The sequence below is a fragment of the Psychrosphaera sp. 1_MG-2023 genome (genome assembly GCF_030548245.1).
Lineage (GTDB): Bacteria > Pseudomonadota > Gammaproteobacteria > Enterobacterales > Alteromonadaceae > Psychrosphaera > Psychrosphaera algicola.
Genome location: NZ_JAUORW010000019.1, coordinates 23,932 through 49,509, shown reverse-complemented (window position 1 = coordinate 49,509; position 25,578 = coordinate 23,932). Strand labels below are relative to the sequence as shown.

The 25,578-nt window shown below is 40.7% G+C and carries 32 protein-coding genes; 15 read left to right on the top strand and 17 right to left on the bottom strand.

Annotation, left to right across the window (positions count from 1 at the left end):
• Window positions 1–103 precede the first annotated feature (103 nt).
• The 11 genes from Q4575_RS16450 to Q4575_RS16400 form a co-directional block, all read right to left on the bottom strand.
• Window positions 104–376, bottom strand: a complete 273-nt coding sequence (locus Q4575_RS16450; protein ID WP_215965182.1) for an HPr family phosphocarrier protein — start codon at window positions 374–376, stop codon at window positions 104–106.
• 2 nt (window positions 377–378) lie between these two features.
• Window positions 379–1,239, bottom strand: coding sequence for an RNase adapter RapZ (rapZ, locus tag Q4575_RS16445; RefSeq protein ID WP_215965183.1), 861 nt, complete (start codon window positions 1,237–1,239; stop codon window positions 379–381).
• A 1-nt stretch (window position 1,240) separates the two neighbouring features.
• Window positions 1,241–1,690 carry a PTS IIA-like nitrogen regulatory protein PtsN gene (ptsN, locus tag Q4575_RS16440; RefSeq protein ID WP_215965184.1) on the bottom strand — a complete coding sequence of 150 codons (450 nt, stop codon included), beginning with the start codon at window positions 1,688–1,690 and terminating at the stop codon, window positions 1,241–1,243.
• Between the two features lie 88 nt (window positions 1,691–1,778).
• Window positions 1,779–2,066: a ribosome hibernation promoting factor gene (gene hpf, locus Q4575_RS16435; RefSeq protein ID WP_215965185.1), complete on the bottom strand. Its 288-nt coding sequence runs from the start codon at window positions 2,064–2,066 to the stop codon at window positions 1,779–1,781.
• Window positions 2,067–2,098: 32 nt separating this feature from the next.
• The gene (locus Q4575_RS16430; protein WP_215965186.1) at window positions 2,099–3,589 is read right to left on the bottom strand and encodes an RNA polymerase factor sigma-54; all 1,491 of its coding nucleotides are present in this window, start codon (window positions 3,587–3,589) and stop codon (window positions 2,099–2,101) included.
• 43 nt (window positions 3,590–3,632) lie between these two features.
• Window positions 3,633–4,358 carry an LPS export ABC transporter ATP-binding protein gene (gene lptB, locus Q4575_RS16425; RefSeq protein ID WP_215965187.1) on the bottom strand — a complete coding sequence of 242 codons (726 nt, stop codon included), beginning with the start codon at window positions 4,356–4,358 and terminating at the stop codon, window positions 3,633–3,635.
• A 19-nt stretch (window positions 4,359–4,377) separates the two neighbouring features.
• Window positions 4,378–4,869 (bottom strand): lipopolysaccharide transport periplasmic protein LptA, encoded by a 492-nt coding sequence (gene lptA / locus Q4575_RS16420; protein WP_215965188.1) that lies wholly within the window; start codon window positions 4,867–4,869, stop codon window positions 4,378–4,380.
• Window positions 4,869–5,420 carry an LPS export ABC transporter periplasmic protein LptC gene (lptC, locus tag Q4575_RS16415; protein ID WP_215965189.1) on the bottom strand — a complete coding sequence of 184 codons (552 nt, stop codon included), beginning with the start codon at window positions 5,418–5,420 and terminating at the stop codon, window positions 4,869–4,871. The genes lptA and lptC overlap by 1 nt, the downstream gene beginning before the upstream one ends.
• Window positions 5,420–5,986 (bottom strand): 3-deoxy-manno-octulosonate-8-phosphatase KdsC, encoded by a 567-nt coding sequence (kdsC, locus tag Q4575_RS16410; RefSeq protein ID WP_215965190.1) that lies wholly within the window; start codon window positions 5,984–5,986, stop codon window positions 5,420–5,422. Before kdsC ends, lptC begins: the two co-directional genes overlap by 1 nt.
• A complete protein-coding gene (locus Q4575_RS16405; RefSeq protein WP_303523542.1) occupies window positions 5,987–6,952 on the bottom strand; it encodes a KpsF/GutQ family sugar-phosphate isomerase in 966 nt (321 codons plus the stop codon).
• A 14-nt stretch (window positions 6,953–6,966) separates the two neighbouring features.
• Window positions 6,967–7,926 carry a calcium/sodium antiporter gene (locus tag Q4575_RS16400; protein ID WP_303523541.1) on the bottom strand — a complete coding sequence of 320 codons (960 nt, stop codon included), beginning with the start codon at window positions 7,924–7,926 and terminating at the stop codon, window positions 6,967–6,969.
• 206 nt (window positions 7,927–8,132) lie between these two features.
• Here Q4575_RS16400 and Q4575_RS16395 point away from each other — a divergent pair, with 206 nt between their 5' ends.
• Genes Q4575_RS16395 through murA form a run of 7 tightly spaced genes read left to right on the top strand, consistent with a single transcriptional unit; the run spans window position 8,133 to window position 12,778 of the window.
• Window positions 8,133–8,993, top strand: a complete 861-nt coding sequence (locus Q4575_RS16395; RefSeq protein ID WP_303523540.1) for an ATP-binding cassette domain-containing protein — start codon at window positions 8,133–8,135, stop codon at window positions 8,991–8,993.
• 1 nt (window position 8,994) lies between these two features.
• Window positions 8,995–9,774: a lipid asymmetry maintenance ABC transporter permease subunit MlaE gene (gene mlaE / locus Q4575_RS16390; protein WP_215965194.1), complete on the top strand. Its 780-nt coding sequence runs from the start codon at window positions 8,995–8,997 to the stop codon at window positions 9,772–9,774.
• Window positions 9,775–9,789: 15 nt separating this feature from the next.
• Complete coding sequence (mlaD, locus tag Q4575_RS16385) at window positions 9,790–10,260, top strand: outer membrane lipid asymmetry maintenance protein MlaD (protein ID WP_215965195.1); 471 nt, start codon at window positions 9,790–9,792, stop codon at window positions 10,258–10,260.
• Complete coding sequence (locus Q4575_RS16380; protein WP_215965196.1) at window positions 10,253–10,918, top strand: phospholipid-binding protein MlaC; 666 nt, start codon at window positions 10,253–10,255, stop codon at window positions 10,916–10,918. Before mlaD ends, Q4575_RS16380 begins: the two co-directional genes overlap by 8 nt.
• A 3-nt stretch (window positions 10,919–10,921) precedes the next feature.
• Window positions 10,922–11,215, top strand: coding sequence for a lipid asymmetry maintenance protein MlaB (locus Q4575_RS16375; protein WP_215965197.1), 294 nt, complete (start codon window positions 10,922–10,924; stop codon window positions 11,213–11,215).
• Window positions 11,216–11,242: 27 nt separating this feature from the next.
• The gene (locus Q4575_RS16370) at window positions 11,243–11,500 is read left to right on the top strand and encodes a BolA family protein (protein WP_215965198.1); all 258 of its coding nucleotides are present in this window, start codon (window positions 11,243–11,245) and stop codon (window positions 11,498–11,500) included.
• Between the two features lie 15 nt (window positions 11,501–11,515).
• Window positions 11,516–12,778, top strand: coding sequence for a UDP-N-acetylglucosamine 1-carboxyvinyltransferase (gene murA, locus Q4575_RS16365; protein ID WP_303523539.1), 1,263 nt, complete (start codon window positions 11,516–11,518; stop codon window positions 12,776–12,778).
• A gap of 2 nt (window positions 12,779–12,780) precedes the next feature.
• Here the strand turns inward: murA and Q4575_RS16360 are convergent, their stop codons facing one another.
• The 5 genes from Q4575_RS16360 to Q4575_RS16340 form a co-directional block, all read right to left on the bottom strand.
• Window positions 12,781–13,326, bottom strand: a complete 546-nt coding sequence (locus Q4575_RS16360) for a DUF6436 domain-containing protein (protein ID WP_303523538.1) — start codon at window positions 13,324–13,326, stop codon at window positions 12,781–12,783.
• A gap of 2 nt (window positions 13,327–13,328) precedes the next feature.
• Entirely contained in the window at window positions 13,329–14,810 is a 1,482-nt protein-coding gene (locus Q4575_RS16355; protein ID WP_303523537.1) for a methyl-accepting chemotaxis protein, read from the bottom strand.
• Between the two features lie 117 nt (window positions 14,811–14,927).
• Complete coding sequence (locus Q4575_RS16350; protein WP_303523536.1) at window positions 14,928–16,004, bottom strand: trypsin-like peptidase domain-containing protein; 1,077 nt, start codon at window positions 16,002–16,004, stop codon at window positions 14,928–14,930.
• Window positions 16,005–16,112: 108 nt separating this feature from the next.
• Window positions 16,113–17,495: a DegQ family serine endoprotease gene (locus Q4575_RS16345; protein ID WP_215965202.1), complete on the bottom strand. Its 1,383-nt coding sequence runs from the start codon at window positions 17,493–17,495 to the stop codon at window positions 16,113–16,115.
• Between the two features lie 99 nt (window positions 17,496–17,594).
• Entirely contained in the window at window positions 17,595–18,026 is a 432-nt protein-coding gene (locus Q4575_RS16340) for a DUF1043 family protein (RefSeq protein ID WP_215965203.1), read from the bottom strand.
• A 147-nt stretch (window positions 18,027–18,173) separates the two neighbouring features.
• On the opposite strand from Q4575_RS16340, the gene zapE reads away from it, so the two are divergent.
• From zapE to Q4575_RS16300, 8 genes are all read left to right on the top strand, one after another.
• On the top strand, window positions 18,174–19,268 hold the full coding sequence (zapE, locus tag Q4575_RS16335) for a cell division protein ZapE (RefSeq protein ID WP_303523565.1): 1,095 nt from the start codon (window positions 18,174–18,176) through the stop codon (window positions 19,266–19,268).
• A gap of 262 nt (window positions 19,269–19,530) precedes the next feature.
• Window positions 19,531–19,959, top strand: a complete 429-nt coding sequence (rplM, locus tag Q4575_RS16330; RefSeq protein WP_215965204.1) for a 50S ribosomal protein L13 — start codon at window positions 19,531–19,533, stop codon at window positions 19,957–19,959.
• Window positions 19,960–19,972: 13 nt separating this feature from the next.
• On the top strand, window positions 19,973–20,365 hold the full coding sequence (gene rpsI, locus Q4575_RS16325; RefSeq protein ID WP_215965205.1) for a 30S ribosomal protein S9: 393 nt from the start codon (window positions 19,973–19,975) through the stop codon (window positions 20,363–20,365).
• A 585-nt stretch (window positions 20,366–20,950) separates the two neighbouring features.
• Window positions 20,951–21,544 carry a ubiquinol-cytochrome c reductase iron-sulfur subunit gene (petA, locus tag Q4575_RS16320; RefSeq protein WP_215961845.1) on the top strand — a complete coding sequence of 198 codons (594 nt, stop codon included), beginning with the start codon at window positions 20,951–20,953 and terminating at the stop codon, window positions 21,542–21,544.
• Window positions 21,544–22,812, top strand: a complete 1,269-nt coding sequence (locus tag Q4575_RS16315; RefSeq protein ID WP_215965206.1) for a cytochrome bc complex cytochrome b subunit — start codon at window positions 21,544–21,546, stop codon at window positions 22,810–22,812. The genes petA and Q4575_RS16315 overlap by 1 nt, the downstream gene beginning before the upstream one ends.
• Complete coding sequence (locus Q4575_RS16310; protein WP_215965207.1) at window positions 22,812–23,573, top strand: cytochrome c1; 762 nt, start codon at window positions 22,812–22,814, stop codon at window positions 23,571–23,573. The genes Q4575_RS16315 and Q4575_RS16310 overlap by 1 nt, the downstream gene beginning before the upstream one ends.
• Before the next feature lie 113 nt (window positions 23,574–23,686).
• Complete coding sequence (gene sspA / locus Q4575_RS16305) at window positions 23,687–24,310, top strand: stringent starvation protein SspA (RefSeq protein ID WP_215965208.1); 624 nt, start codon at window positions 23,687–23,689, stop codon at window positions 24,308–24,310.
• Between the two features lie 15 nt (window positions 24,311–24,325).
• The gene (locus Q4575_RS16300; protein WP_215965209.1) at window positions 24,326–24,781 is read left to right on the top strand and encodes a ClpXP protease specificity-enhancing factor; all 456 of its coding nucleotides are present in this window, start codon (window positions 24,326–24,328) and stop codon (window positions 24,779–24,781) included.
• 63 nt (window positions 24,782–24,844) lie between these two features.
• Here the strand turns inward: Q4575_RS16300 and Q4575_RS16295 are convergent, their stop codons facing one another.
• Entirely contained in the window at window positions 24,845–25,363 is a 519-nt protein-coding gene (locus Q4575_RS16295) for an NUDIX domain-containing protein (protein WP_215965210.1), read from the bottom strand.
• Between the last annotated feature and the right edge of the window lie 215 nt (window positions 25,364–25,578).

Here is a 25,578-nt window from a genome sequence, read left to right as displayed (position 1 = left end):
AACGTAAACCTAAGTGTGGTCTCGCCGCCAATATTAACTCAAAATGACATTTTTTAATAGCAACTGATTGTTTTTATTTAAGTTAAAACAATCAAAATACTAATTATTCGTCTTCATCAAATTTATTGCTAATGAGCTCGCAGATAGCGTCAACAGCGACTTTTGCTTCGTTACCCGTCGCGATTACGGTCACATCTTTACCTTGGTTACTGGCCAACATCAACAATGCCATCACACTATCGGCATTGGCTTTTTTGTCTGCTTGTTGAATAGTTACCGTTGCTTCAAATCCCTGAGCTAATTGCGCTAGTTTGGTGGCCGCACGGGCGTGCAACCCAAGTTTGTTTTCTATGGTAACGGTACGACTAATTTCCATGTTTATTCACTCTTCAAATAACGACTTATCTCACGATGGCGCGTTTTAACGTCATTTTCACGTGAGCGATATAAGTTTGCAAGTGCCTCGGCGATGTAAACCGAGCGATGTTTTCCGCCAGTACAGCCAATGGCAATGGTTAAATAACTGCGGTTGTTTCGTTCCAAATGTGGCAGCCACGTCGACATAAAGTTATTAATTTGGAATACAAATTTATTAACCAATGGCTCGGCTTCTAAAAATTCTATTACGGGTAAATCTAGGCCGGTTAAAGGCCGCAGAGCAGGTTCCCAATGTGGATTTGGTAAAAAACGTGCATCAAATACAAAGTCGATATCGTTTGGTACACCATATTTGAAACCGAAAGATTCAAACGTTATTACGAGGTTTTTTTCCGATTTACCAAGAATTTTTTCGCGCACCATTTCGGTTAGTTGGTGAACGTTTAAATCTGACGTGTCGATAAACAAATCGGCACGAGTCGCAATAGAATCAAGGAGCTTGCGTTCTTCTTGAATTGCCTCAGGTAGGCCAGACTCTTTTTTTGATAATGGGTGCAAGCGACGAGTTTCGCTATAACGACGGATCAAAACCTCGTCTTTAGCGTCAATATACAAAACCGTTGTATTAACGTTTTTAGGTAAAAAATCGAGGTTTTCGACTAGCTCTTGCTCGGATTCTGGAATATTCCGAACATCAATGCTAACGGCAACTTGTTCATAATTTTGACTGAGACTGTGCGATAGAGCTGGCAATAGATTTACTGGTAGGTTGTCTACACAGTAATAACCAAGGTCTTCTAACACTCGCAGTACGACGGTCTTCCCTGAGCCTGAACGGCCACTAACAATAAAAATATGCATTTTAGGCGGCTTCTATTATGTTGTATAAATCCAAATCTGTTTCTGCTCTACGAATTTTGCGTAAAACATCTTTGTTGTCAAAGGTTTTTGCTATCGATGCCAATGTTGCCAGATGAGTGTCGCATTGATCTTCTGGTACTAACAGGGCAAAAAATATATCTACAGGTCGTTTATCAATCGCATCGTAATTCACTCCTTTGTGGGTAACTAAGAGAACTGCTACGGCTTTACTCGAATTTTTTATTCGGCCATGTGGTATCGCAATTCCGTTACCTATACCAGTGCTGCCCAACTTTTCTCTGTTCATCAAGCTCTCTAAAATATCTATGCTAGATAAATTTGGCAGCTGCGCACTCGCAATTTCAGCTATATGTTCAAGTATTTTTTTCTTGCTTTTACAATCAGCAATAACTTTGGTGCAATCTGGTTGAAGTAATAATTTTAAATTCATGTTTGGTTAACTGCCTACCTTTTGCTTACGCCAAAAGGTGTTGTTTGTGACGCCGTCCCTAGCGTCACGTTTATTTAGTTTAAACCCATCAGTGACGGGTCAATTTCTCTTTATGTTTTATTACCTGTCGATCTAGCTTATCTATTAAACTATCAATCGCGGCATACATATCGTTATGTTCAGAAGTGGCGAACAATTCACCACCGTTTACATGTAAGGTTGCTTCAGCTATTTGACTCAGTTTTTCAACGTCTAAAATCACATGGACATTATTGATATGGTCAAAGTGACGCTCTAATTTAGCAAATTTGTTATCTACGTATTCTTTTAATGACTCTGTTAAATCTATATGACGACAAGTTAAATTAATTTGCATAAAAAATTCCTTCTGTTGATATAGAGAGGTGTTTACACCAGTCGTTTTCGTTGGTTTGAAGGGGGAATATTTAATGATTCCCGGTATTTTGCAATAGTCCGTCTGGCAACCTGAATACCTTGGTCAGCCAGGATCTCTGCAATTTTACTATCACTGAGAGGTTTAGCCTGATTTTCCGCCGCAACTAACTTTCTGATTAAAGCTCTAATCGCAGTGGAAGAACATTCACCACCGTTCTCTGTACTTACATGACTCGAAAAGAAGTACTTAAGTTCAAAAATTCCTCTAGGTGTGTGCATATATTTTTGAGTCGTCACACGAGAAATTGTTGATTCATGCATGTCGACCATTTCTGCGACATCGTTCAAAACCATTGGTTTCATGGCTTCTGGGCCATATTCAAAAAATCCCTGCTGTTGCTGCACGATACAGTTTGATACTTTTAGCAGCGTATCGTTACGACTTTCTAAACTTTTGATAAACCATTTAGCTTCTTGTAAATGGGAACGTACAAATTGCGTGTCACTGGTATTTTTTGAGGTTTTTGACAACGATGCATATTGTTCGTTTATTTTTAGTTTAGGCATGGAATTTGGATTTAGCTCTACTAACCAACGACCTTTTTTCTTAACGACCGTTACATCGGGAATGACGTAGTCGATTTCATCTTTGATAACGACACTTGCAGGATTTGGATTAAGTTGTTGGATGAGTTCTAGAATATCTTTCAGATCGGGTTCTTTTAACTTGGTTTTTCTAAGTAAAGTCCGGTAATCACGATTGGCCAGTAAATCGATGTAATTGTCGATAACGTCTATGGCCTCAAATTTCCATGGCGTGTCATTTGAAAATTGTTTCAATTGCACCGACAAGCATTCTTGTAACCCTCTGCAGGCGACGCCTACGGGGTCGAATAGTTGAATACGTTTAAGTACCGCTTCAACTTCTTCTATTTCCACATCTTCGATGTCAATGGCTTCTACGATGTCCTCAGCGGTGAGGCGTAAAAAGCCTTTTTCGTCGACGCCGTCAATAATGGCGGTCGCGATTGCAAGATCTTGTTCGGTAAACGTAGAAAGGTTTAACTGCCAGCGGAGGTGGTCTTGAATATTGTCAGTGGTTTCACCTTGATAGACTGTGTCTTCGCCTTCATATGCTGGGCCAGAGCTCGCAGGGGCGGCGCTCATGTAGTCATCCCATGTTGTGTCCGTAGACATCTCTTCACTGATGGTTTCGGTTTGAAGTGCTTCAGTGGTATTTATTTCTTCCTGCGCCCAGTCGGTATCGTCGTCGGTCGTTTTGTTTTGACCTTCCGTTTCACCCAATACATCTTCTATCGATTGTTCGCTTTTTTCGTGATTTAAACTTTCGTCTTCTGCGTCCAATAGAGGATTGCTATCCAAGGCTTCTTGAATTTCTTGGTGGAGTTCTAATGAGGATAACTGCAACAACCTTATGGCTTGTTGCAATTGTGGGGTCATTGTTAATTGCTGACCCATTTTTAATTGAAGTGAAGGTCTCATCTAATTCCAATCAGATTATACTAATTAATGGTTATACACTAAATTACAAAGTGAACTGGTCACCTAAGTAAACTTTTTTCACGATTTCGCTAGCAAGGACTTCTTCTGGTGTACCTTCTGCGATTAATTCACCATGACTCACGATATAGGCTTTTTCACATACATCAAGCGTTTCACGTACATTATGGTCGGTAATTAAAACACCGATCCCTTTTGCGACGAGTTGTTGGATAATCTTTTTAATATCAATTACTGATATAGGGTCGACCCCAGCAAATGGTTCGTCAAGTAATATAATTTTAGGATCCGCAGCCAGCGCTCTTGCAATTTCTACTCGCCTACGCTCACCACCTGACAATGCCATACCTAAACTATCGCGAATGTGTTCTATATGAAATTCACCAATAAGATCATCTAACAAATCGGCTTTTTGGTTGGCATTGATGTCCTTTCTCATTTGTAACACGGCCATGATATTTTGGGAAACAGTAAGTTTTCTAAATATCGAAGATTCCTGTGGTAAATAGCCTATTCCATGACGAGCACGAACATGCATTGGTTCGTGACTTAAGTCAATATCATTAAGTGTAATGCTACCTTTGTCGTTAGGAACCAATCCAACTATCATATAAAAAGTTGTCGTTTTACCGGCACCATTTGGCCCAAGTAGTCCGACGACTTCACCGGCATTTACTGAAATACTGACGTCTTTTACAACTTGCCTTTTGTTATACGACTTGGCGAGATGTGTTGCGATTAATTTAGTCATCGAGTTATTAATTCCGTCGTTAGCCGTTTTTCTTTTTTGTTTTTATCGTAGTGGTAACTCGACCACCCGTTGAGGCATCGCCATCCGCTTTTACGCGCTTTTTAGCAAGGTCAAATTCGATCGAGCCACTTTGTACTTCAGAGCCACCTTGTTTAAACTTTGCGTCGCCACTTAATTTAAGGGTTTGAGTTGTAACAAAGTATTCAATCTCGTTTGCTTTTGCGGTTAAGTTACCGTTTTCTTCGTCGATTTGAGTAAATAAAGCCGGACTGCCTTTGGCAATTAATTTTTCACCGGTGCCGTCCTGGGTGTCGACAAATAGCTCATCCGCTTTAATTGATATAGGCCCCTGAGAAACAACAACATTACCTTTAAAATACATCGTATTGTTGTTGTAATTAAGATCTTGATTGTCCGATTTTATTTTCAAATCTTCGCTGTTTGCCGAAACGGCCATACTAAATAGAGCAACCAATATTGTGGCGATATACGCGTGTCGCTTGAATGTCATTACTTGTTACCTTTAATCAGCGTTTCCACATGATGAGTTAGTGTCACCGTGCCTTCAGTTAAATTTGCAACCAAACCTTGCCCAACAATTGTCAATTTATCACCCGTAATCGTAATCGGATTGTCTGTTGTTACCAAGTTAGAGTCTAAGTTAATTTCTAAAAAATTTGTTGTTATGGTTTGGATCAATGACTTTTCGCCAAGTTGTACCATGATGACATTTTTATCTAAGGTTAATATACCTTCTTGCATGTCGCCAATTTGTGCGGAGAGTCGCCAAAATGGTTTTTTATCTTGGTAAATTATAAATTCAGGTGAAATAAAATGAGTTAGGGACAACTCTGAAAAGTGCTCCATTTTTTGTGAAAACACTTCTTGCTGCAGTTCACCATTAGAGTCAAACAACTCTTGATGCAGCAATTTAGCGGTAAATTCCGGGATCAGTTCTTCTTCAAAGTCAAAAGGCATTTGCGATTGTGGCGCGAAATTGGGCTGCCATAAAACGGCAACGATCCCCAAAAACAATATAACAACAACGCCACGGGCTAACATTATAGACTTGCTCCGGTGATATTCTCGGTAATGTACTCTTCACCATAGTTCGCCATGATCAGTAGGTCGGTTAATTCTCTTACAGAACCTCGTCCACCATTTAATGTCGTTACTAAATGAGCAATGCTTTTGATATATGGGTGCGCGTCGCCTGTAGCGGTTGCAAGGCCAACTTTTAACATTACCGGAGCATCTGGAAAATCATCACCAATGTATGCGATTTGTTCGTCGGTTAAGTTTAAGTCTGATTTTAGTTGCTCGTAACCTTCTAGTTTTTGGTCCATACCTTGGTAAATATGTTTTACACCTAAACTGCTCATGCGAGTTTGCACAATTGTTGATTTGCGTCCCGTGATTACCGCGACTTCAACACCTGCATCTATTAAAGAACGAATGCCATAACCATCTTTGGTATTAAAGCCTTTTAATTCTTCACCACTGTTGGCTAGGATTACGGTTCCGTCTGAAAAAACGCCGTCGATATCGCATATTAATAATTTGATTTGCTGCGCGCGAGCGACAACATCATTTGGTATTGCCTGATACCAAGTTTCATATCTGCGCATTTAAAGTACCCCTGCTTTTAATAAGTCGTGCATATTTATCGCGCCCACTGGGAAGTTATTATCATCGATTATAAAAAGACTGTTTATCTTTTTTTCTTCCATAATATGCAAAGTTTCAGCGGCAAGGATATTTGCGGCGCTGCAAATTGAGTTACGAGTCATATAGTTAACTATACCGGCGGACATGTCGAGCTTGTCTTGATCTAGACAACGACGCAAGTCTCCGTCGGTAAAAATACCCGCTAATTGTCCCTGGTCATTGGTGATCCCCGTCATACCAAGTCCTTTGGCTGACATTTCGATGATCGCTTGTTTTAATGTCGCTTGGTCAGTGACCAACGGGATCCGTTTTTCAGTATGCATTACATCTTTATTAGTGAGTAATAACTTACGGCCAAGTGCTCCGCCGGGGTGACTAAGGGCAAAGTCTTCCGCGGTAAACCCACGTTCTTCTAACATTGACACGGCCAATGCATCGCCAAGAACTAAACTCGCTGTTGTCGATGCTGTTGGTGCAAGTCCGAGTGGGCAGGCTTCTTGTTTAACGCCTGCATAAAGGTGCACATCGGAATTAACGGCTAGTGTTGAGCTTGGTTTTCCAGTCATAGAGACAATTGCACAGCCAATGCGTTTTAACACCGGTAATAACGAAATGACTTCGGCTGTTTCACCACTGTTTGATAACGCTAACACTATATCGGCGTCGGTAAACATACCTAAGTCGCCATGACTTGCTTCACCGGGGTGAACATAAAAAGCTGGTGTCCCTGTGCTAGCTAATGTCGCCGCTATTTTGTTGGCTATATGACCTGACTTGCCCATTCCAGTAACAATAATTCGCCCTTTACACGCCAACATTAGTTCGCATGCATTTGCAAAATTGATGTCTATGGAATCGGAAAGTTGCTCAATAGCGGCCTTTTCAATCGCAATAACTTGTAAACCTGATTGTATTAACGAATTCATAATAACGACTTAAATTAACTAAATAAGACAATTTGGTATGCAACGAACCCTACTAACAGTAAACCGCCTTCAACGCGATTAATTCTGCGAGTGCCTTTAAAGTTCATTGCCATAAACAGTAGAGCGACTGTTGCTCCGATCATGACAAAAATATCACGGGATGCGGCGTTCGGGTCTATTTCACTCGGATGAATAAGGGCACCAACCGATAATACGGCTAGGATATTAAATATGTTTGAGCCGATGACATTACCAATTGCCATGTCATCTTCGCCTTTTAATACGCCGGCTACACTTGCCGCAAGCTCTGGCAAACTGGTTCCAATCGCGATAATTGTTAATCCAATAACAAGGTCGCTAATGCCAAAGAATTGAGCGATGATCACTGCAGAGTCGACTAAAAAGTGGGAGCTAAGTGGCAACATGATTAACCCGGCGATGACCCATAACACGGCATATAAGGTTGGTAGATCTGACGGGATTTCGTCGTCGTTATCGGCAAGTAAAGGGTCGTTAGGGTTCTTAGTGTGGTTAGCCAAAAAAATGAGAAAGCCAATAAACATAAAAAAGCCAACCAACAGGCCGATTCCTTCGTTAAAGCTTAAAACATTATCAGATAAGATATACCAAGCGAGTAATGTGAATCCTAATAGAATCGGCATTTCACGATATAAGGTGGTAGAAGATACTGTCAGTGGGCGAACCATCGTTGTAATGCCAAGCACTAAAAGTATGTTTGTAATGTTAGAACCAAGTGCATTACCGACGGAGGTATCCGTCGCACCATTTAATGCCGCATTGGCTGATACCATTATTTCAGGTGCAGATGAGCCCATTGCAACTATAGTTAAGCCGATGATCATTGGAGAAACGCCCAGATTTCTGGCTAATCCAGAAGCTCCATATACAAATTTGTCGGCGCTCCACACGAGTACCGCAAAGGAAAGAATTAAAATTATTGAGGCAGATAACATAAATTAAGTCATATCGATAAACATAGTTGCCTGATATTGTGGCGGTTGTAGAATTATAAAGCAAAGAATTATCGTTGATTTAACGCATTTAGGAAACTTTTTGCGTGATTTTTCGTCAATATAGCTACGTTACATTTTTTAACGTTTTAGACGTAGCATAATCGCTATTTAACTCATACAATGTACATCATATGGAGCCACTATTAATGTCAGAATCGGAGTTGCGATTGACCTCTCAATTAGAAAACAGTGAACAACCCTCAGATTGGTTGAAATCACCACATGTTGAACTAAAAAACGTGACGTTTTCTAGAGGCGACAGATTGATCTACGACAACATGTCTATGATCTTTCCTAAAGGTAAAGTGACCGCAATAATGGGACCGAGTGGTATAGGCAAAACAACCTTGCTGCGTTTGATTGGCGGTCAATTATATCCTGATTCGGGTGAAATTCTTGTTAATGGCCACAATATCCCTTCTTTGAGTCGTTCGGAATTATATAAAGTTCGTGAGACAATGAGCATGTTATTTCAAAGTGGAGCGTTATTCACAGAAATGACGGTCTTTGATAATGTGGCGTTTCCAATTCGAGAACACACTAAGTTACCGGAAGAGATCATCCGAACTATGGTTTTAATGAAACTTGAGGCCGTTGGTTTGCGTGGTGCTCACAGCTTGATGCCAAATGAGTTATCCGGAGGTATGGCAAGACGAGCTGCCTTGGCACGTTCAATTGCTCTGGATCCAGAATTGATAATGTACGACGAACCATTTGTAGGACAAGACCCAATATCTATGGGCGTATTGGTTCGTTTAATAAGAGATTTAAACCAGTCATTGAACTTATCAAGCATTGTGGTATCTCATGATGTAACAGAAGTGATGAGTATTGCTGATTATATTTATATCGTTGCCGATAAAAGAGTTATTGGGCATGGAACTAAAGAGCAACTATTGGCGAGTGAGTCACCTTTGGTCCAGCAATTTTTAAGGGGTGAGTCAGATGGTCCGGTGCCATTTCATTACAACGCTCAGCCTATCAAGCAAGATTTAATGCAGGATTAAGATGGATTGGTTGCAAAATTTAGGTAAGGGTACGTTAAGTAGTTTCGCGGCAATTGGTCGGGCGACGTATCTTTTATTTGGTGCTTTATTTGGTGGTAAACCAAATTTCAAAAAAGCGTTTCCACTGCTAATTAAGCAAATACATGTGGTTGGCGTTCAGTCACTTGTGCTTATTTTAGTGTCAGGTTTATTTATCGGTATGGTACTCGCCTTACAAGGCTATACTGTGTTAATTGATTACGGCGCTGAGGATAGCTTAGGTCCTATGGTGTCATTGGCACTATTAAGAGAATTAGGGCCGGTTGTTACCGCATTGCTGTTTGCTGGCCGTGCAGGTTCGGCATTAACAGCTGAAATTGGCTTGATGAAAGCAACAGAGCAGTTAACGTCGTTAGAAATGATGGCGGTTGATCCACTTCGCCGAATAGTCGCTCCGCGATTTTGGGCTGGTGTGATTAGTATGCCTTTGTTGGCAATCATGTTTTCGTCGGTAGGTATTCTTGGTGGCCACATAGTTGGTGTCGAGTGGCTTGGTGTTGATCAGGGGAGCTTCTGGTCCATTATGCAAGCTAGCGTTGATTTCACAGATGACATCTTAAACGGTGTTATTAAAAGTATTGTTTTTGCGTTTGTAGTGACTTGGATTGCATTATTTAGAGGTTATGATGCAGTTCCGACGTCGGAAGGAATTAGCCAGGCGACAACACAAACTGTTGTGCAAGCGTCGTTGGCAGTATTGGGGTTGGACTTTGTTCTTACAGCCCTTATGTTTGGAAATTAAAAGTTGGTAATTTAAATGACATCTCGAAAGTTTGAAATAATGGTTGGTTTTTTTGTCGCGTTGGGTATTGCAGCTTTGATTTTCTTGGCTTTAAATGTGGCCAGCGCAGGGGTTACAGGGTCGGGTCAGACATATAATCTTTATGCAAAATTTGACAATATTGGCGGTTTAAAAGTGCGTAGCGCGGTTAAAGTTGGTGGTGTTGTTATTGGTCGAGTTGAAGAAATCACACTTGATCCTGTTGATTATGCACCAATCGCAAAACTTGCAATTGATTCACGATACAACAACTTCCCAGACACAAGTTCGTTGTCCATTCTGACTTCTGGTTTACTCGGTGAACAGTATTTAGGATTGGAACCTGGGTTTATCGACGAAACCGTTGAAATATTAGGTGAGGGTGGCTTTATTGAAGATACGAAGTCAGCCTTAGTACTTGAAGAGTTAATTGGGCAATTTTTATTTAGCCAGGGTAATCATGATTAAACATTTTTCTTTATCGCTTTTATTGGTCGTAGGGCTTGCAGCCCCAGTTTATTCAGCACCGGTAAAAACTGAAAACATTACTGATTTATCAAACGTAGATAAATCTGATCCATTTGGATTAGTGCGCGTTGTCGCTGACCGTTTATTTAGACGTATTGCACGTGAACAAGAACAAATTCAGCTAGACCCAGAAGTTCTACGTGGTGTTGTTGCAGAGCAATTAGCTCCAACGATTAATCACAAATTTGCAGCGGCAAAAGTTTTGGGTCCTTATTATCGCCAGACCACTAAAGAACAAAGAGAAGAGTTCTATGAAGCTTTTCGTTCTTATTTAATCGCGACTTACGCTGGTATTTTGACTTTATATAAAGACCAGCAAGTTATATTTGAACCTTCTACACCGGTTACTGGTAAACGCGTGCAAGTTAAAGTTCGTGTGTTAGATGAAGGTCGTCCAGATATTCCAATTTCATTTGTATTGCGTAAAAACAAGCAAGGTGAATGGGCCGCATACGACATGGTTGCACAGGGCATCAGCGTGTTAAATAGTAAAACGCAGGAGTTGCAGGGGCTAATCCGCCAACAAGGCATAGAGTCTGTTACTCAGTTTTTATTAGAGAAAGCCGCTAAGCCAATCGTCACAAAAGACCTAGGTTAACCCATGTCAGTTAATGTTAAACGCGATAAGAATAAGTTAATAATTGACGGTGAATTAGATCGATTTAATTTATCTGATGATGCACTTTACGAGTTTTTAGCGTTCGATGATCGGGTCGAAATAGACCTTGAAAAAGTGATCAACATCGACACCGCAGGTGTCGCGTACCTGTTAAAGGTTGTCGATCATTATCAAAAATTACACAAGCTTGTTACGATTTGCGGCGGTTCTGAACAATTAATTGCTTTAGCGAATATAAGCAACGTGTTAGAGTTACTGCCATTACATCGCAATTAAAAATTCAGTTCCAATTTTGAGCGTATTATGGATTTAAACCAAATCAAAACCCTTTTAAATGAACAACTTGATTTAAGTGAAGTTATTGTTAAATCAGACGGTTCACATTTTCATATCACTGCTGTAGGCGCCTGTTTTGACGGTTTGTCTCGAGTGAAGCAACAACAATTAGTTTATAAACCTTTGTTGGCAAATATTTCTGACGGCAGCATGCATGCAGTTAGCATTAAAACCTACACCCCTGCGGCGTGGGAAAAAGACAAAAAACTTCAACTCCTTTCCTAACTACAAGTTGTTCCTATGGAAAAATTGCTAATTACCGGTGGTCCAGCCCTTAGTGGCGAAGTGACCATTTCCGGTGCTAAAAACGCCGCACTGCCTATATTAATCAGTTCTATTTTGAATGAACATCCGTGTGTGTTTCATAACGTTCCCGATTTGCGGGACATTGTTATCACCCGCCAATTGTTAGAACAGCTCGGGACCAAAACAAAGCAAGTGGGTAATACTGTCACCATTGATGCTGGTCCGATTTATTCAACAAATGCCCCATATGATCTCGTCAATATGATGCGTGCTTCAATCTTGGTATTGGGCCCGCTTTTAGCGCGATTTGGCCATGCTGAAGTATCGTTACCAGGCGGTTGTGCAATTGGGGCGAGACCTGTTGATTTGCATATCGAAGGGTTAAAGAAGCTCGGTGCTGAAATTACAGTTGAAGCTGGTATGGTTAAGGCGAAAGTTGATGGTCGCCTCAAGGGTAATCGGATTTACATGAGCACGATAAGTGTTGGTGCAACTGAAAACTTGATGATGGCCGCTGTTTTAGCCGAAGGTACCACAATTCTTGAAAACGCTGCGCGTGAGCCTGAAATTGTCGACCTTGCCGTATGTTTAAATAAAATGGGTGCCAAGATCACAGGTGCTGGTAGTAACAACATCGAAATTGAAGGTGTTGATACATTAGTGGGTTGTGAACACACTGTGTTACCTGACCGTATCGAAACTGGCACGTTTTTAGTGGCAGCTGCGGTAACAGGCGGCGACATTGTTTGTCGAAATACAGATTACCGTTTGATTGAACCTGTTATCGAAAAGTTGCGTGACGCAAACGCGATTGTTGAATGGGATGATGATTCTATTCGGCTTGATATGCGCAATCGTCAACTTAAGTCAGTGAATATCAAAACACTAGCGCATCCTGGTTTCCCAACGGATATGCAGGCCCAATTTACAATTTTAAATGTAGTTGCAAAAGGGGTAGGAACTATTACTGAAACGATTTTTGAAAATCGTTTCATGCACGTCCCTGAACTACGCAGAATGGGCGCTGAGATCCAACTTGAAGGCAACACTGCTATTTGTACTGGTAGTGATAAGCTAACGGGTGCACAGGTTGTGTCTACTGACTTGAGAGCATCAGCTAGTCTTGTTATTGCAGGCCTTGTAGCGAAAGGTACAACACAACTTGACGAAGTGTTTCATATCGACCGTGGTTACGAAAAAATTGAAAAGAAACTGATCGCGTTGGGCGCTCTGATTGAACGTGTAGACCAACCTTAGTTTTAAGATTTTAAGGCTGTTACTGCACAGTAGCAGCCTTTTGTTTGCGAAATAACCGCAGCGCCTACTGCAACAGATTTCCCCATATTAGAAATAAATGACTCCACGATTCCATTTCCAATAGTACAGCTGTATCCAGCAGAATAAGGCCCTAAATACCGTAACTCACCGTCTTGATCAAAAACAGCAACTGCAGGTGTGGATGGGATTAAAGCTAGCATGTCTTTTGAATCTTCGTTGATAACGATATTAGACATCAAGTGTTCCTGGGCAAGCAACTTAACACTATTTATGTGCTCCTCTGCCGCCTTATTACAGTTGCACTGTGATTGGCTAAAATGCACTACGGTATTATTTAGCTGAGGTGCATATTGCTGCATTCTCGCTTTGAAATCTTGATCAAATGAACTCGATGCAGCCTGCGTTACCAATTGTTGCTTAGGATCAAACTCTGTTAACGTTTTAATGGTCGTCAGGTAGAGCAAGATAATGACGACACTTGCCCAAATTGCCATTGCGACGGCCCAATACCACCTTGTCGACTTCATTGTTACACTTCGAATTTTTGTAATTCGTCGTTGAGTTCACCAATATGCAACTGCAAATTCTGCATCTCTTGCTGCGTCAAAGAAATGTTTTGATCTAAAATGGAAGATAGATTTTGCATCTCTTGTGTTGCGCTAGAAATCGCATCGGATACGTCGGATTGATGAACCGTTGCGTCAGCTACTGACGTAATGTTATCTGCAACTAATTTGATACTAGAAACGACTTTATTTGCAGTATCTGACATTCGCTCAGACTGTTCCACAGCTTGGTCAACTTGGGAAATACAGTTGCCCATTTGCGTTACCGATAGGCTGGCATCCTCTATCAAGGTTTGTACTATTTCACTAATCCCCTGAGCATTTTCACGAGTTTTTGTAGCCAGTTGACGCACTTCATCGGCCACTACGGCAAAGCCGCGTCCATGCTCACCCGCTCTGGCTGATTCAATGGCGGCATTTAACGCGAGCAGGTTTGTTTGATCAGATATCGCGGTTATTGATGTCATAACTTCGGTGATTCGGTTGCATTTTGATGATAAGTTTTCAATTGTGCCAGCGGTAGATGAAATGATCTCTTTCAATTGCCTAATGGTTTGGTGAGAGTGCGTTATGGTTTCTTGGATCTCTAAAGTTGAGCCCTGAGCTGATTTTGCACTATCACTTACATCCTTGGCGCGATTTGAAATGTCAGAATTTGCCATCGCCATATTTTCCACAGAACGAGCTATCGATTCAACTTGACCTGTGCCTTGCTCTGAGTAGGCCATCATTTCTGTAGAGGTATCTACCGCTTGTTGAGTTGCGGTTAACGCTGTATTTGCGGTGTTTTTCGTTTGTTCAATTAAAGATTTAAAGGACATGATCAGTCGATTATATTCGTTTAATGCAGGCAACTGGTTAGGAATTGGCACCGTCAGGTCAAATTTCCCAGAATGAGCCAAAATCTGATGAATCGAATTTTGAACAGCATAAGCGGCCACCCCTTCGTCGTGGCTGTCTTTTGCAATATACATTAGGATACAACCTTCAATCACGGCAAATAATGCATGAATAACTAATATGTAAACCGCAAGATGACCGGCTTCAAATACATAAACAGGCATGTTCTGTAGTTGCAAAATAAAGAATAGGACATGGTGGACTGCAACGACCAAAACACTCGTGAGGATAACTTTCCAATCTCGATAAAATATCAAAATGGCAAGCAACGAAAATATCTCAAAATGAATTTCGGTTAAACCCTGCGCTAAATGGATATGCAGGGCGGTTGCTAATTGAATTGCAATTGCGACACAATGACGCGTGATTGTTTCATAAGGTTTTTGGGTTAACAGCAATAATGGGAATGCGGCTATTATCCCGCCGATAATAAGTGCCTGTGTAAAGCTATCATTAAAGAGCCCAATAACTAGGCCAAAAACTAACTGTGAGATTATGACATAAATAAATGTCTTATTGGCTTTTCTTAACCACGGATACTGCATAACCACTCCGAATTTAAAATCTACTGCTTGTGTTAAGCGTAGTATTTTAAATGGCAAATACAAATTTAGTCATTGCATGCAGTTTTGCAGTTTTGCAGTTGGTCGCAGGGTAATCCGTTATCGACTGGTTTCAAGTCTTCCGACTTCAACGTCCTTATTTAATAAATTGCCATTTCGGAACAGTTTAAAAGTTATGATGCTACCGGGCTCGACGTTTTCAACAAATGACAAGAGTTCACTTAAACTGATAAGTTGTTTGCCGTTAACCGACAACAGTACGTCATTTGCTTTTAAACCTGAAGCCCACGCCGGACCGAGGGGATCAACACTTGTGATCTGGATACCAGCGATGGACTCAACACTGCTTCTTACCGGTGCCCCCATTTGGTTTATTGCCGTACCACTGAGTCCTAAATAACCCCGCTTAACTTCACCATCGGCGAGCAGTTTATCCATAATATTTTTTGCTTGTTTGTAAGGAATAGCAAAAAATATCCCTTGAATACCAGTCCGGTCTGATTGTGCAGACGCAGTATTGATGCCGACCAACATTCCCTTCGAATTTACTAAGGCACCGCCTGAATTACCTACATTTATAGCTGCATCCATCTGAATCAAATCGCCATGGCTTGGGCCTGGCGTTAGGCCGCGTTTGCCAGAGGCACTGATAATGCCCTGAGTAATCGTTTGGCCATAATTTAATGGGTTACCGATGGCTAGAACAATATCGCCTACCTGCGCTTCTAGGTCTGGATCTTGTGGGATAGTAGGTAAGTTGGTGGCGTCAATTTTTAATAATGCCAGGTCGGTGACTTCGTCCAAACCAATAACTTCGGCACTAAAACGTCGTCCATCCTGTAAATCGATGTAGATAATCTCGGCGCTATCAACAACATGGTAGTTGGTGAGAATGTGCCCATTCGACGCCATAATGACACCTGAACCAAGATCGTTAATTGCCTGCGTTTGATTAAAGTTACTGTGATTAACAACAATAGAATAGATATTAACAACTGCAGGCGCTGCCAATTTAACTGCGTTGGCAAATGACATGGCCTCCTGATTAATGACTTTGTCAGTAAACTGGGTAATACCAAGATTTGAACGCAGTTGTGGGTTTATTGTGATGACAACCAACGCAGCTGCCAAACCATAAGCAATCGCATTAAAAATATAACGGAACTTCTGCAACACTGGCTGTCCTTAACTTACTGTAAATTATCTATAAAGTTGTCACTGTTGGGCCAATGAGAACGGCCTACAATGTTGGATATTGTAGGCCGTTCTTGAGTAAAAAGCGAGTTATCGAATGAGTATGAATAATGAACTGCCACCGCGAGATACATTAAGCGCCATAACGCCGCCGGAATTTTCCAGTGATTCTCTTAGTTCGGTAACGGATATTACTCGTTTATTATTAACTGCAACTATGACATCGCCATCTTCAAGCCCTACCATAGCGGCGGGTGAACGTTCTGCAACTTCAGAAACAACGACACCAGCTTCGCCTCGTTTTGTCTCGCCCGCAGCTAGTTTTGCACCTTTTAATGATGGGTGAATATTTTCCGCAGTAACCACAGGTTGGTCAGCTGCACCTAATACAACGTTGACATCAACTTCATCGCCGTCGCGTAATACTTGTAATTCAACTTTTGTGCCTGCGCCTTTAGTTGCGACTTTACTTCTTAATTCAGTAAATGAACGTATTTTCACGCCGTCAACATGAGTGATAACGTCACCTGATTTAAGCCCGCCTTTTTCTGCAGAGGAGTCTGGCATAACTTGTTGTACAAACGCACCTTGCGCTAGTTTTAGGCCAAATGCGGCGGCGATATCTGAATCCATGTTAGCGCCTTGGATACCTAAAACGCCGCGTTTGACTTCACCAAATTCGATGATTTGTTCAATCAAGTTATTCATCATTACTGAAGGTATAGCAAAACCTATCCCAACGTTACCGCCGCCCGGGGCAATAATCGCCGTATTAATACCGACTAACTCACCGTTAAGATTGACCAACGCACCACCAGAATTTCCTGAATTTATAGCGGCGTCAGTTTGAATAAAGTCTTCATAACCGCCGTTACTCGTGTTTAACCCTGTGCGTCCTTTTGCACTGACAATACCGGATGTAACGGTTTGACCTAAACCAAATGGATTACCAATGGCAACAACAAAGTCCCCAACTCGAATTTTATCTGAATCGGCTAGTTCCATTTCTGTTAAATTGTCGGGTTCAATTTTTAACACGGCGATGTCGCTTTGTTCATCTCCGCCCAATTTTTTTGCTTTGAATTTGCGGCCATCCTTTAGGGTGACTAATATTTCATCGGCGTCATTTATTACATGGAAGTTGGTAACGATGTAACCCTTATCTTTGTCGATAACCACACCAGAACCTAAACCTTGAAATGGTTTTTCTTGAACTTGCGATTGACCTCGTCGTTGACCAAAGAAATATTGAAATGGGTCCATTCCAGCTTTGACTTCTTTACTGCCCTTAACCGAAATGTTGACAACGGCAGGCGTTACCCTTTCCACCATAGGAGCCAAAGAAGGGACTTCGTCTTTGAATGATGAAAATGGAAACGCTGCGTGTGCAGGAAGGCTCATACTGAGACTTGATAATACAATTGCTGAAATCGTGGTTAGTTTAATGATTTTAGTTTTTACCGAAACTGACATTTTCCGTACTCCTTAAATAGAATCACTGAAACAGACAGGATTAGCTTGGCTAAGTTCACTGTTGAAACATAATGTTACTTTTTAAAATCAAAGTCTGTGTTACACACTTTGTTTTTTGTTTAAATTTTCGCCTTCAAATACACCTGATTTTGTAGATGAATAATCCAATGGTTGATCTGAAAGCATTGTTTTTTCGCGTTTTTTCGAATCTGCACTTTGCAATATTTCAGTCGCCTCTTTAGAAAAGAATGGGAATGAAGGTGTTTTAGGTGCTTTATTAAGCAGACTTTCAGCTTCTTGGATATTGCTATTAATGTGGCGCGACATTTCGTCTAAGTTAGTTGCAACTGAACGAAACTGGGCAAGTTGATCTTGCCAATCTTGCTTTAGTTGCGCTTGATCTTGTTGGCACTGGTTTAATGCAGTTTGTGTTTGTTGGACCCCTGAATCCCACTTGCCTCTAAGTAACATAATTCCGATGCCGGCAATCAAGCCCAACAGAAATAATAAAATACCAGTCAAAATTTCCATAACTACTTCCTAAATAATAAATTTACGTCTTTTATCATAATTGATTATGTCTCAGAACGCCTATGCCATGTTACTATTTTCTTTATATAGTCAAAATTAAAAATTTAAAGCGTAGAACTTAATATTATGTCGAATCCGACCACTGAAATGACTCCTTGGCAACAATATCAGACTGATTTGCAACGTAACGATTTCCAGCATGATGCTGCACAAGAAAATGCCGTTAAAAACTTACAACGTTTATATGATGATTTAGTGCTAAATCAACAAACTGAAAAGCCGAGCTTTTTTTCAAAATTGTTTGGTAATAAGTCTAAGCCCCAAACGGCTCAGGGGATTTATTTTTGGGGCGGTGTTGGACGCGGTAAAACGTATTTGGTCGATACCTTTTATGAATGTTTGCCAATTGAAAAAAAACTACGCATTCATTTTCACCGCTTTATGCACAAAGTTCATGATGAGTTAAATTCGTTAAAAGGCGTTAGTGACCCGTTAAAAATTGTGGCGAAACGCTTCGCCGAAAAAACACAGATTATTTGTTTTGACGAGTTTTATGTTTCCGATATAACTGACGCAATGATTTTAGGAACATTATTAGAAGAGCTGTTTAAGCTAAATGTTGTATTTGTAACGACTTCAAACATAGTGCCGGACGATTTATACAAAAACGGGCTACAGCGCGCTCGATTTTTACCAGCGATTGCCTTATTAAAGCAACATTGCGATGTGGTTAATGTCGACTCTGGCGTTGATTATCGTTTGAGAACATTAAAAAAAGCTGAAATTTTTCACTCACCACTCGATGCACAGGCAGATAGCAACCTACATAAGTATTTCAAGCAACTTGCTCCTGAAGTGGGCAAGCAGAATTTCATGATAGAAATTGAAAGTCGTAAAATTCAAACGCGTGAAGTGGCAGACGGGGTAGTGTGGTTTGACTTTGGCGCACTATGTGAAACAGCGCGTTCGCAGCTAGACTACATGGAGATCAGTCGAATATACCATTCTGTTCTACTTTCAAATGTAAAAGAAATGGGGCAGAACAATGATGATGCTGCTCGTCGATTTATTGCTATGGTTGATGAATTTTACGAGCGCAAAGTAAAGTTGATCATTTCAGCGGCAGTCCCTTTGGATCGACTTTATACCACAGGTACATTAGGTTTTGAGTTCAGACGGTGCATCAGTCGACTGCAGGAAATGCAAAGCCACGAGTATCTGGCCGAACCGCATATTCCTTAGGTGAGTTAAAGTAGGTTTGGTTTAAAGCAGCGTGTTTTAACAAAAATAGACTTATTGCTTAGATTTACATAATTTTGTTCATTTTTTAGGTGATCTTTCTTTGTAAATCTGTATAATCCCGCGCCTACCCACCGTTACTAACCTTATTGCTTTAGCCGGCATTAGGTTACGCACTCGAAGGGGTGCAAATGAAATGGGGTATTTTGTTGTCAAATGACAGCAACTTACTGGCTTAAAACTTTAATTTATTAGGTTCTAGATAATGAAAACCTTTACTGCAACACCATCTACCATCACTCGTGATTGGTATGTTGTCGATGCTGAGGGCAAAACCCTTGGTCGTATCGCAACAGAAATTGCTCTACGTTTACGTGGCAAGCATAAGCCTGAGTACACTCCGCACATGGACACTGGTGATTACATCATCGTTGTTAATGCAGAGAAAGTAACTGTTACTGGCAACAAAGGCCAAGGTAAGATTTACTACTCTCACTCTGGTTACCCAGGTGGTATTAAAGATATCAATTTTGATGACTTACAAGCTAAAAAGCCTGAAATGATCATCGAAAAAGCAGTTAAAGGCATGTTGCCTCGTGGTCCTCTTGGCCGTGCAATGTTCCGTAAACTTAAAGTGTATGCTGGCGCTGAACATTCTCATGCTGCACAGCAACCACAAGTTTTAGATATTTAAGGAGCATATACCAATGGCTAATACTCAATACTATGGAACAGGTCGTCGTAAGAGCTCAACAGCTCGCGTATTTCTTCGTCCAGGTACAGGCAACATCTTAATTAACAAGCGCACTATCGAAGATTTCTTTAGTCGTGAAACGGGTCGTATGGTTGTTCGTCAACCATTAGAATTAACTGAAACATTAGGTAAATTTGACCTATACGTTACAGTTAAAGGTGGCGGTACTACAGGTCAAGCTGGTGCAATTCGTCACGGTATCACTCGCGCACTTATCGAATTTGATGAGTCTTTACGTCCTTCATTACGTCAAGCAGGTTACGTTACTCGTGACGCTCGTAAAGTTGAACGTAAGAAAGTGGGTCTACATAAAGCACGTAAGCGTCCACAGTTCTCAAAACGTTAATATTTATATTACGTTTATCAAATCAAAAAAGTCTGCTCTCGCAGACTTTTTTTTTGCCCCAAGGATGGGGCAACACCCGGTGGGCATGGATGGCCAAAGAGGGTGTTCATAAGTCATTTGATTAACGTTTTTATGCCAGTATTTAAACCCGAACGTGTGTCACCCGTCTGCACTTTTTGTGTTTCGAATTATGGGATAAATATTTAAGTTGTGCATTTTTAGCGCATAAAATAATGACCCGTTTGGTGGTACGTAAAAACTCCGCCATAGTCGTACAAATGAAATTTTGAGGCTGTTTGGTTACTAGCCGCCAAGTTTTTTGATGAAGTCAAAAGTGTTCAGTGACTCAACAAAGAGCAAAACGTTAGGAAAATAGACAGATCTCGACTTAACTAACTGGTTAAAATGTAGCCGTTAATGGCATAATCATTAAGTATTTGAATTTTTCTAACCTATCTTTGTATATTGCCTTGTTTTACATAGGGCTTTTTCGGTAGAATCGTAGAAATTACAAGAATTTTAAGAACCAGCTACAATTAGTTGACTCTTAGACGCTTTTTAATCCTAATCGCGGAGAAAAATTGGATGAGCAATGCGCCCGTAGACAATAGTCGTCGTCGTTTCCTTACCGCCGCCACCTCAGTTGTAGGTGGAGCTGGTGTGGTAGCTGCGGCAGTGCCTTTTATTGCTTCTTGGAACCCGAGTACTCGAGCTAAATCAGCCGGTGCTCCAGTGGAAGTAGATATTACCAAAATAGAGCCGGGTCAATTGATCCGCGTTGAATGGCGAAGCAAGCCAGTTTGGATCGTTTATCGAACCCCTAAAATGTTAGAGCAAATTTCTAGCATTTCAGAAGACAATCTAAAAGATGCTAATTCGACAGCAGACCAGCAACCAGAATATGCCAGAAATGCGTATCGTTCTAAAAAAGAAGAAATCTTTGTTGCAGTTGGTATCTGTACTCACCTAGGTTGCTCACCAAGTTATCTGTCTGATGGTTATCAGGAAATTGTTGAAGGCCAAGACTCTGGATTTTATTGCCCTTGTCATGGTTCAAAATTTGACATGGCTGGACGTGTATTTAGCGGTGTACCAGCGGGGGCAAATCTACAAGTTCCGCCTCACTACTTTGTCAACGATACAACGATCTTGATCGGTGAAGATGGAGGAGCTGCATAATGTTTAAAAATTTAGTTGAATGGATTGATGCTCGCATCCCAATGACACGTACATATGAAATGCACATGTCAAAATATCCTGCGCCTAAAAACATGAACTTTTGGTACGTATTCGGTTTTTTAGCGACTATCGTTTTGGTAAACCAATTGGTTACTGGTATCTGGTTAACAATGAGTTACGAACCATCTGCAGCGGGCGCATTCGCCTCTGTTGAATACATCATGCGTGATGTTGAATATGGTTGGGTTATTCGTTATATGCACTCTACTGGCGCATCGGCGTTTTTCGTAGTGGTTTATCTGCACATGTTCCGTGGCTTAATGTATGGCTCTTATCAAAAACCACGTGAGTTATTGTGGTTGTTTGGTATGTTCATCTACCTTGCACTTATGGCTGAAGCCTTTATGGGATACCTACTTCCTTGGGGTCAGATGTCTTATTGGGGTGCTCAGGTAATCATCGGACTATTTGGTACTATCCCAGTCATTGGTGAAGACCTTGCGTTATGGATCCGTGGTGACTACGTCGTATCGGGCGCGACATTAAACCGTTTCTTTGCTCTACATGTTATTGCATTGCCTTTAGTTATCGTTATTTTGGTTTTCCTTCATATCGTTGCATTACACGAAGTGGGTTCAAACAACCCTGATGGTGTCGATGTTAAACGTCCTAAAGGAACCGTAGCTGACGAAGACAAAACAAAATTCGAATTCCATGAATATTACACGTCGAAAAAAGATTTACTCGACGATGTTGTTCCATTCTTCCCGCATATGGTGTTGAAAGACTTGATGGCGTTTGGTGTATTCTTGTTTATATTCACCTACATCATGTTCTTCAATCCAGATTTTTACGGTAAGTTTATTGAACACCCTAACTTTGAACCGGCTAACAATCTTAAAACACCAGAGCACGTATTCCCGGTTTGGTATTTCACTCCGTTCTACGCGATATTGAAGGCTGTTCCAGATCCATTCGGTGGCATGGTTACAATGTTTGCTTCAATTATCTTGTTAGCGTTAATTCCTTGGATCGATCGCGGTAAAGTTCGCTCATGGCGTTACCGTTGTGGTTTACACAAAGTGAACCTAATTATTTTTGCAATGGTATTTATTGTTTTAGGTTATCTCGGGGCGACCCCAGCGACACCGTTTAAAGAAACCATGGCGAAACTATTCACCATAGCCTACTTTATGTTCTTCGTGGCGTTATGGTTGTACAGTAAAAACGAAAAGACTAAACCATTGCCTGAAAGGATCACAAAATAATGAAAAAGTTTATTAAGACTCTTGGATTGTTAGTTGGTTTAGTTTCAACGTCTGCATTTTCAGCAGGTGGTGGTCATTTACCGTATACAGTAGATATTGATTTAACAGATAAGGCATCTCTTCAAAATGGTGCTAAAACGTTCATGAACTACTGTTTAGGCTGTCACCAAATGCAATACCAACGTTACGAACGTACGTTTAACGACTTAGGTATTCCACTTGATCTTGGTTTAGAGCATTTAGTTTTTACTAAAGGCACAAAGATTGGTGAGCACATTAAAAATGCGATGCCAGCGGATGACGCCAAAAAGTGGTTTGGTGCTACACCTCCTGATTTAACTTTGGAAGCACGTTTGCGTGGTCCAGATTGGATTTACAGCTACCTAAAATCTTTCTATGTTGACCCTTCACGTCCATTTAACGTGAACAACACAGTATTTAAAGATGTTGGTATGCCACATGTATTGCAAGAACTACAGGGCGTTCCTACAAAACAAGAAGTTTTTGAAGAACGTTTAATCGACGGTGAAATGAAACGTATCTCCCTTGGAGAGCAAATTGTTGTTGATGGTTCTGGTGAGCTAAGTGAAGATGAATATGACGTTGTCGTTCGAGATTTAACAAATTTCATGGTTTACATAGGTGAACCAATGATTTTAGAACGTGAAAGCATGGGCTGGAAAGCCATGTTATATAGTTTCATATTCTTCGTATTTGCAGTGCTCTTGAAGAAAGAGTACTGGAGAGATATTAAAAAATAGTAATACTTTAATATTCAAGTAGTTAACTATTCTAAAGTATAAAAAGGGGTGTTTAACCCCTTTTTGCGTAATTTAATTTAAGTGGCGAAAGCCCTAAATTTATGGAGATTTAAATGGCAGTGTCTGCAAACAAAAGAGCAGTAATGACCTTATTTTCTGGTGCTAACGATATGTATAGCCACCAGGTCCGCATAGTGCTAGCAGAAAAAGGTGTCAACGTTGATATTCATTATGTAACGCCTGACAACATGCCTGAAGATTTATATGAAGTTAATCCGTATGGTAATGTTCCAACTCTAATTGATAGAGAACTAGGCCTATACAGAGCAAATATCATTAACGAATATCTTGACGAACGTTTCCCTCATCCACCACTGATGCCTGTTTATCCGGTTGCCCGTGGTCGTTGTCGGTTGATGATGGATAGAATTGAGCAAGATTGGTATTCGTTAACGCGTAAAATTGAAGCTGGTGATGATTCAGCTCGTCAAGAATTGAAAGAGAGCATTTTAGCAATCGCGCCAATTTTTGCAGAACAGCCATATTTCATGAGTGAAGAATTCAGTCTTATCGATTGCTATTTAGCACCATTATTATGGCGTTTGCCTTCTTGGGGCATCGAGCTTGAAGGCATTGCGTCTAAAGAAGTTAAAACGTATATGCTACGTGTATTTGAACGTGAATCTTTCCAAGCATCTTTAACAGATGTTGAAAAAGATATTCGCGCGACGTACTAAGTCAAGATGGATAATTTGACGTCAAATCGCCCTTATTTGTTGAGGGCGTTTTATGATTGGATTTTAGACAACGACTGTACACCGTATATTGTTGTGGAAGCCGATTTACCGCATGTAAGTGTACCGCCTCAAACCGTCAAAGACGGACAGGTGGTATTAAACGTGAGTCCTGGTGCTGTCAACGCGTTAAATATGGATAAAACACAATTAACCTTTTCTGCTCGATTTGGTGGTGTGCCGCATGACGTTTATATCCCTATGTATGCCATAAGTGCTATCTACGCTAAAGAAAATGGTGCCGGAACTATGTTCCCGCCAGAAGATTTACCAGATGATCTAGAGCAAGATTTAGATGGTGATCCATTAACGACTCCAAGTGCTGTTACTGAGGTTGAATCTGCTGGAAAAGCAGCTGATGAGCCCAAAAAACAGAAACCTAAAGTAAGTCATTTGTCTTTAGTTAAGAAGTAAAAAACTTCAAAGTAAAAACCGCCTTCATGGCGGTTTTTTTATGCCAAAACACTAGTTTGCGATTTAGACATTGCCTGCTAATTTAGTGACATAAAGTTGCAGAGCAGCTTTTAATGAGTCAAATCCAAATTGACTAAAGTTTATCTCGCTTATTTTTATCCATTTTGCTGCAATTAACTCATCATGTTGGATAGTAATGTCTGGCTTAGCATCTAGTACGGCATAAAAAGTGGTGTCGACAGTGTGATACGTAATTGAATCGTAAAGGTACGTGTTTGAGCCTGAGCAGAGATATTTCCAATTAGTAATCCGAATACCTAGCTCTTCTATTGTTTCTCGTGTGAGGGCTTGCTCAAGTGTTTCGTCAAAGTCGGTAAATCCCCCAACTAAATCTAGGCAGCCTGCGGCGGGTTCTTTTTTTCGTACGTTTATTAAAATTTCATCCCCGACATGAATAATACCCGCTACGGCACTAGCCGCGTTATGAAAGTAGGTCTGGTGGCAATCAAGACACTTAAAGAATCGATTGTCAGGCATTTCAAAATGATGACTTTGGCAATAAGGGCAATTTTTAAAATTCATAATTAAGATATTTGAGACTCAGAGAATACTGACCCTAACACGAGTGCGTCGCCAGACACCAACAAAAACAAGCTAAGTAGTGCTTTCGACAAGTAAATTTATTGCGATATTAGCTTTGCAGTTGTCATTTAGGGCAATGGTAAAATAAGCCCAATTGCAACGGAAATCGAGTTGTAATCAAGTGATAGTTACCTAAAAAGTACAGTTTTTAAGTG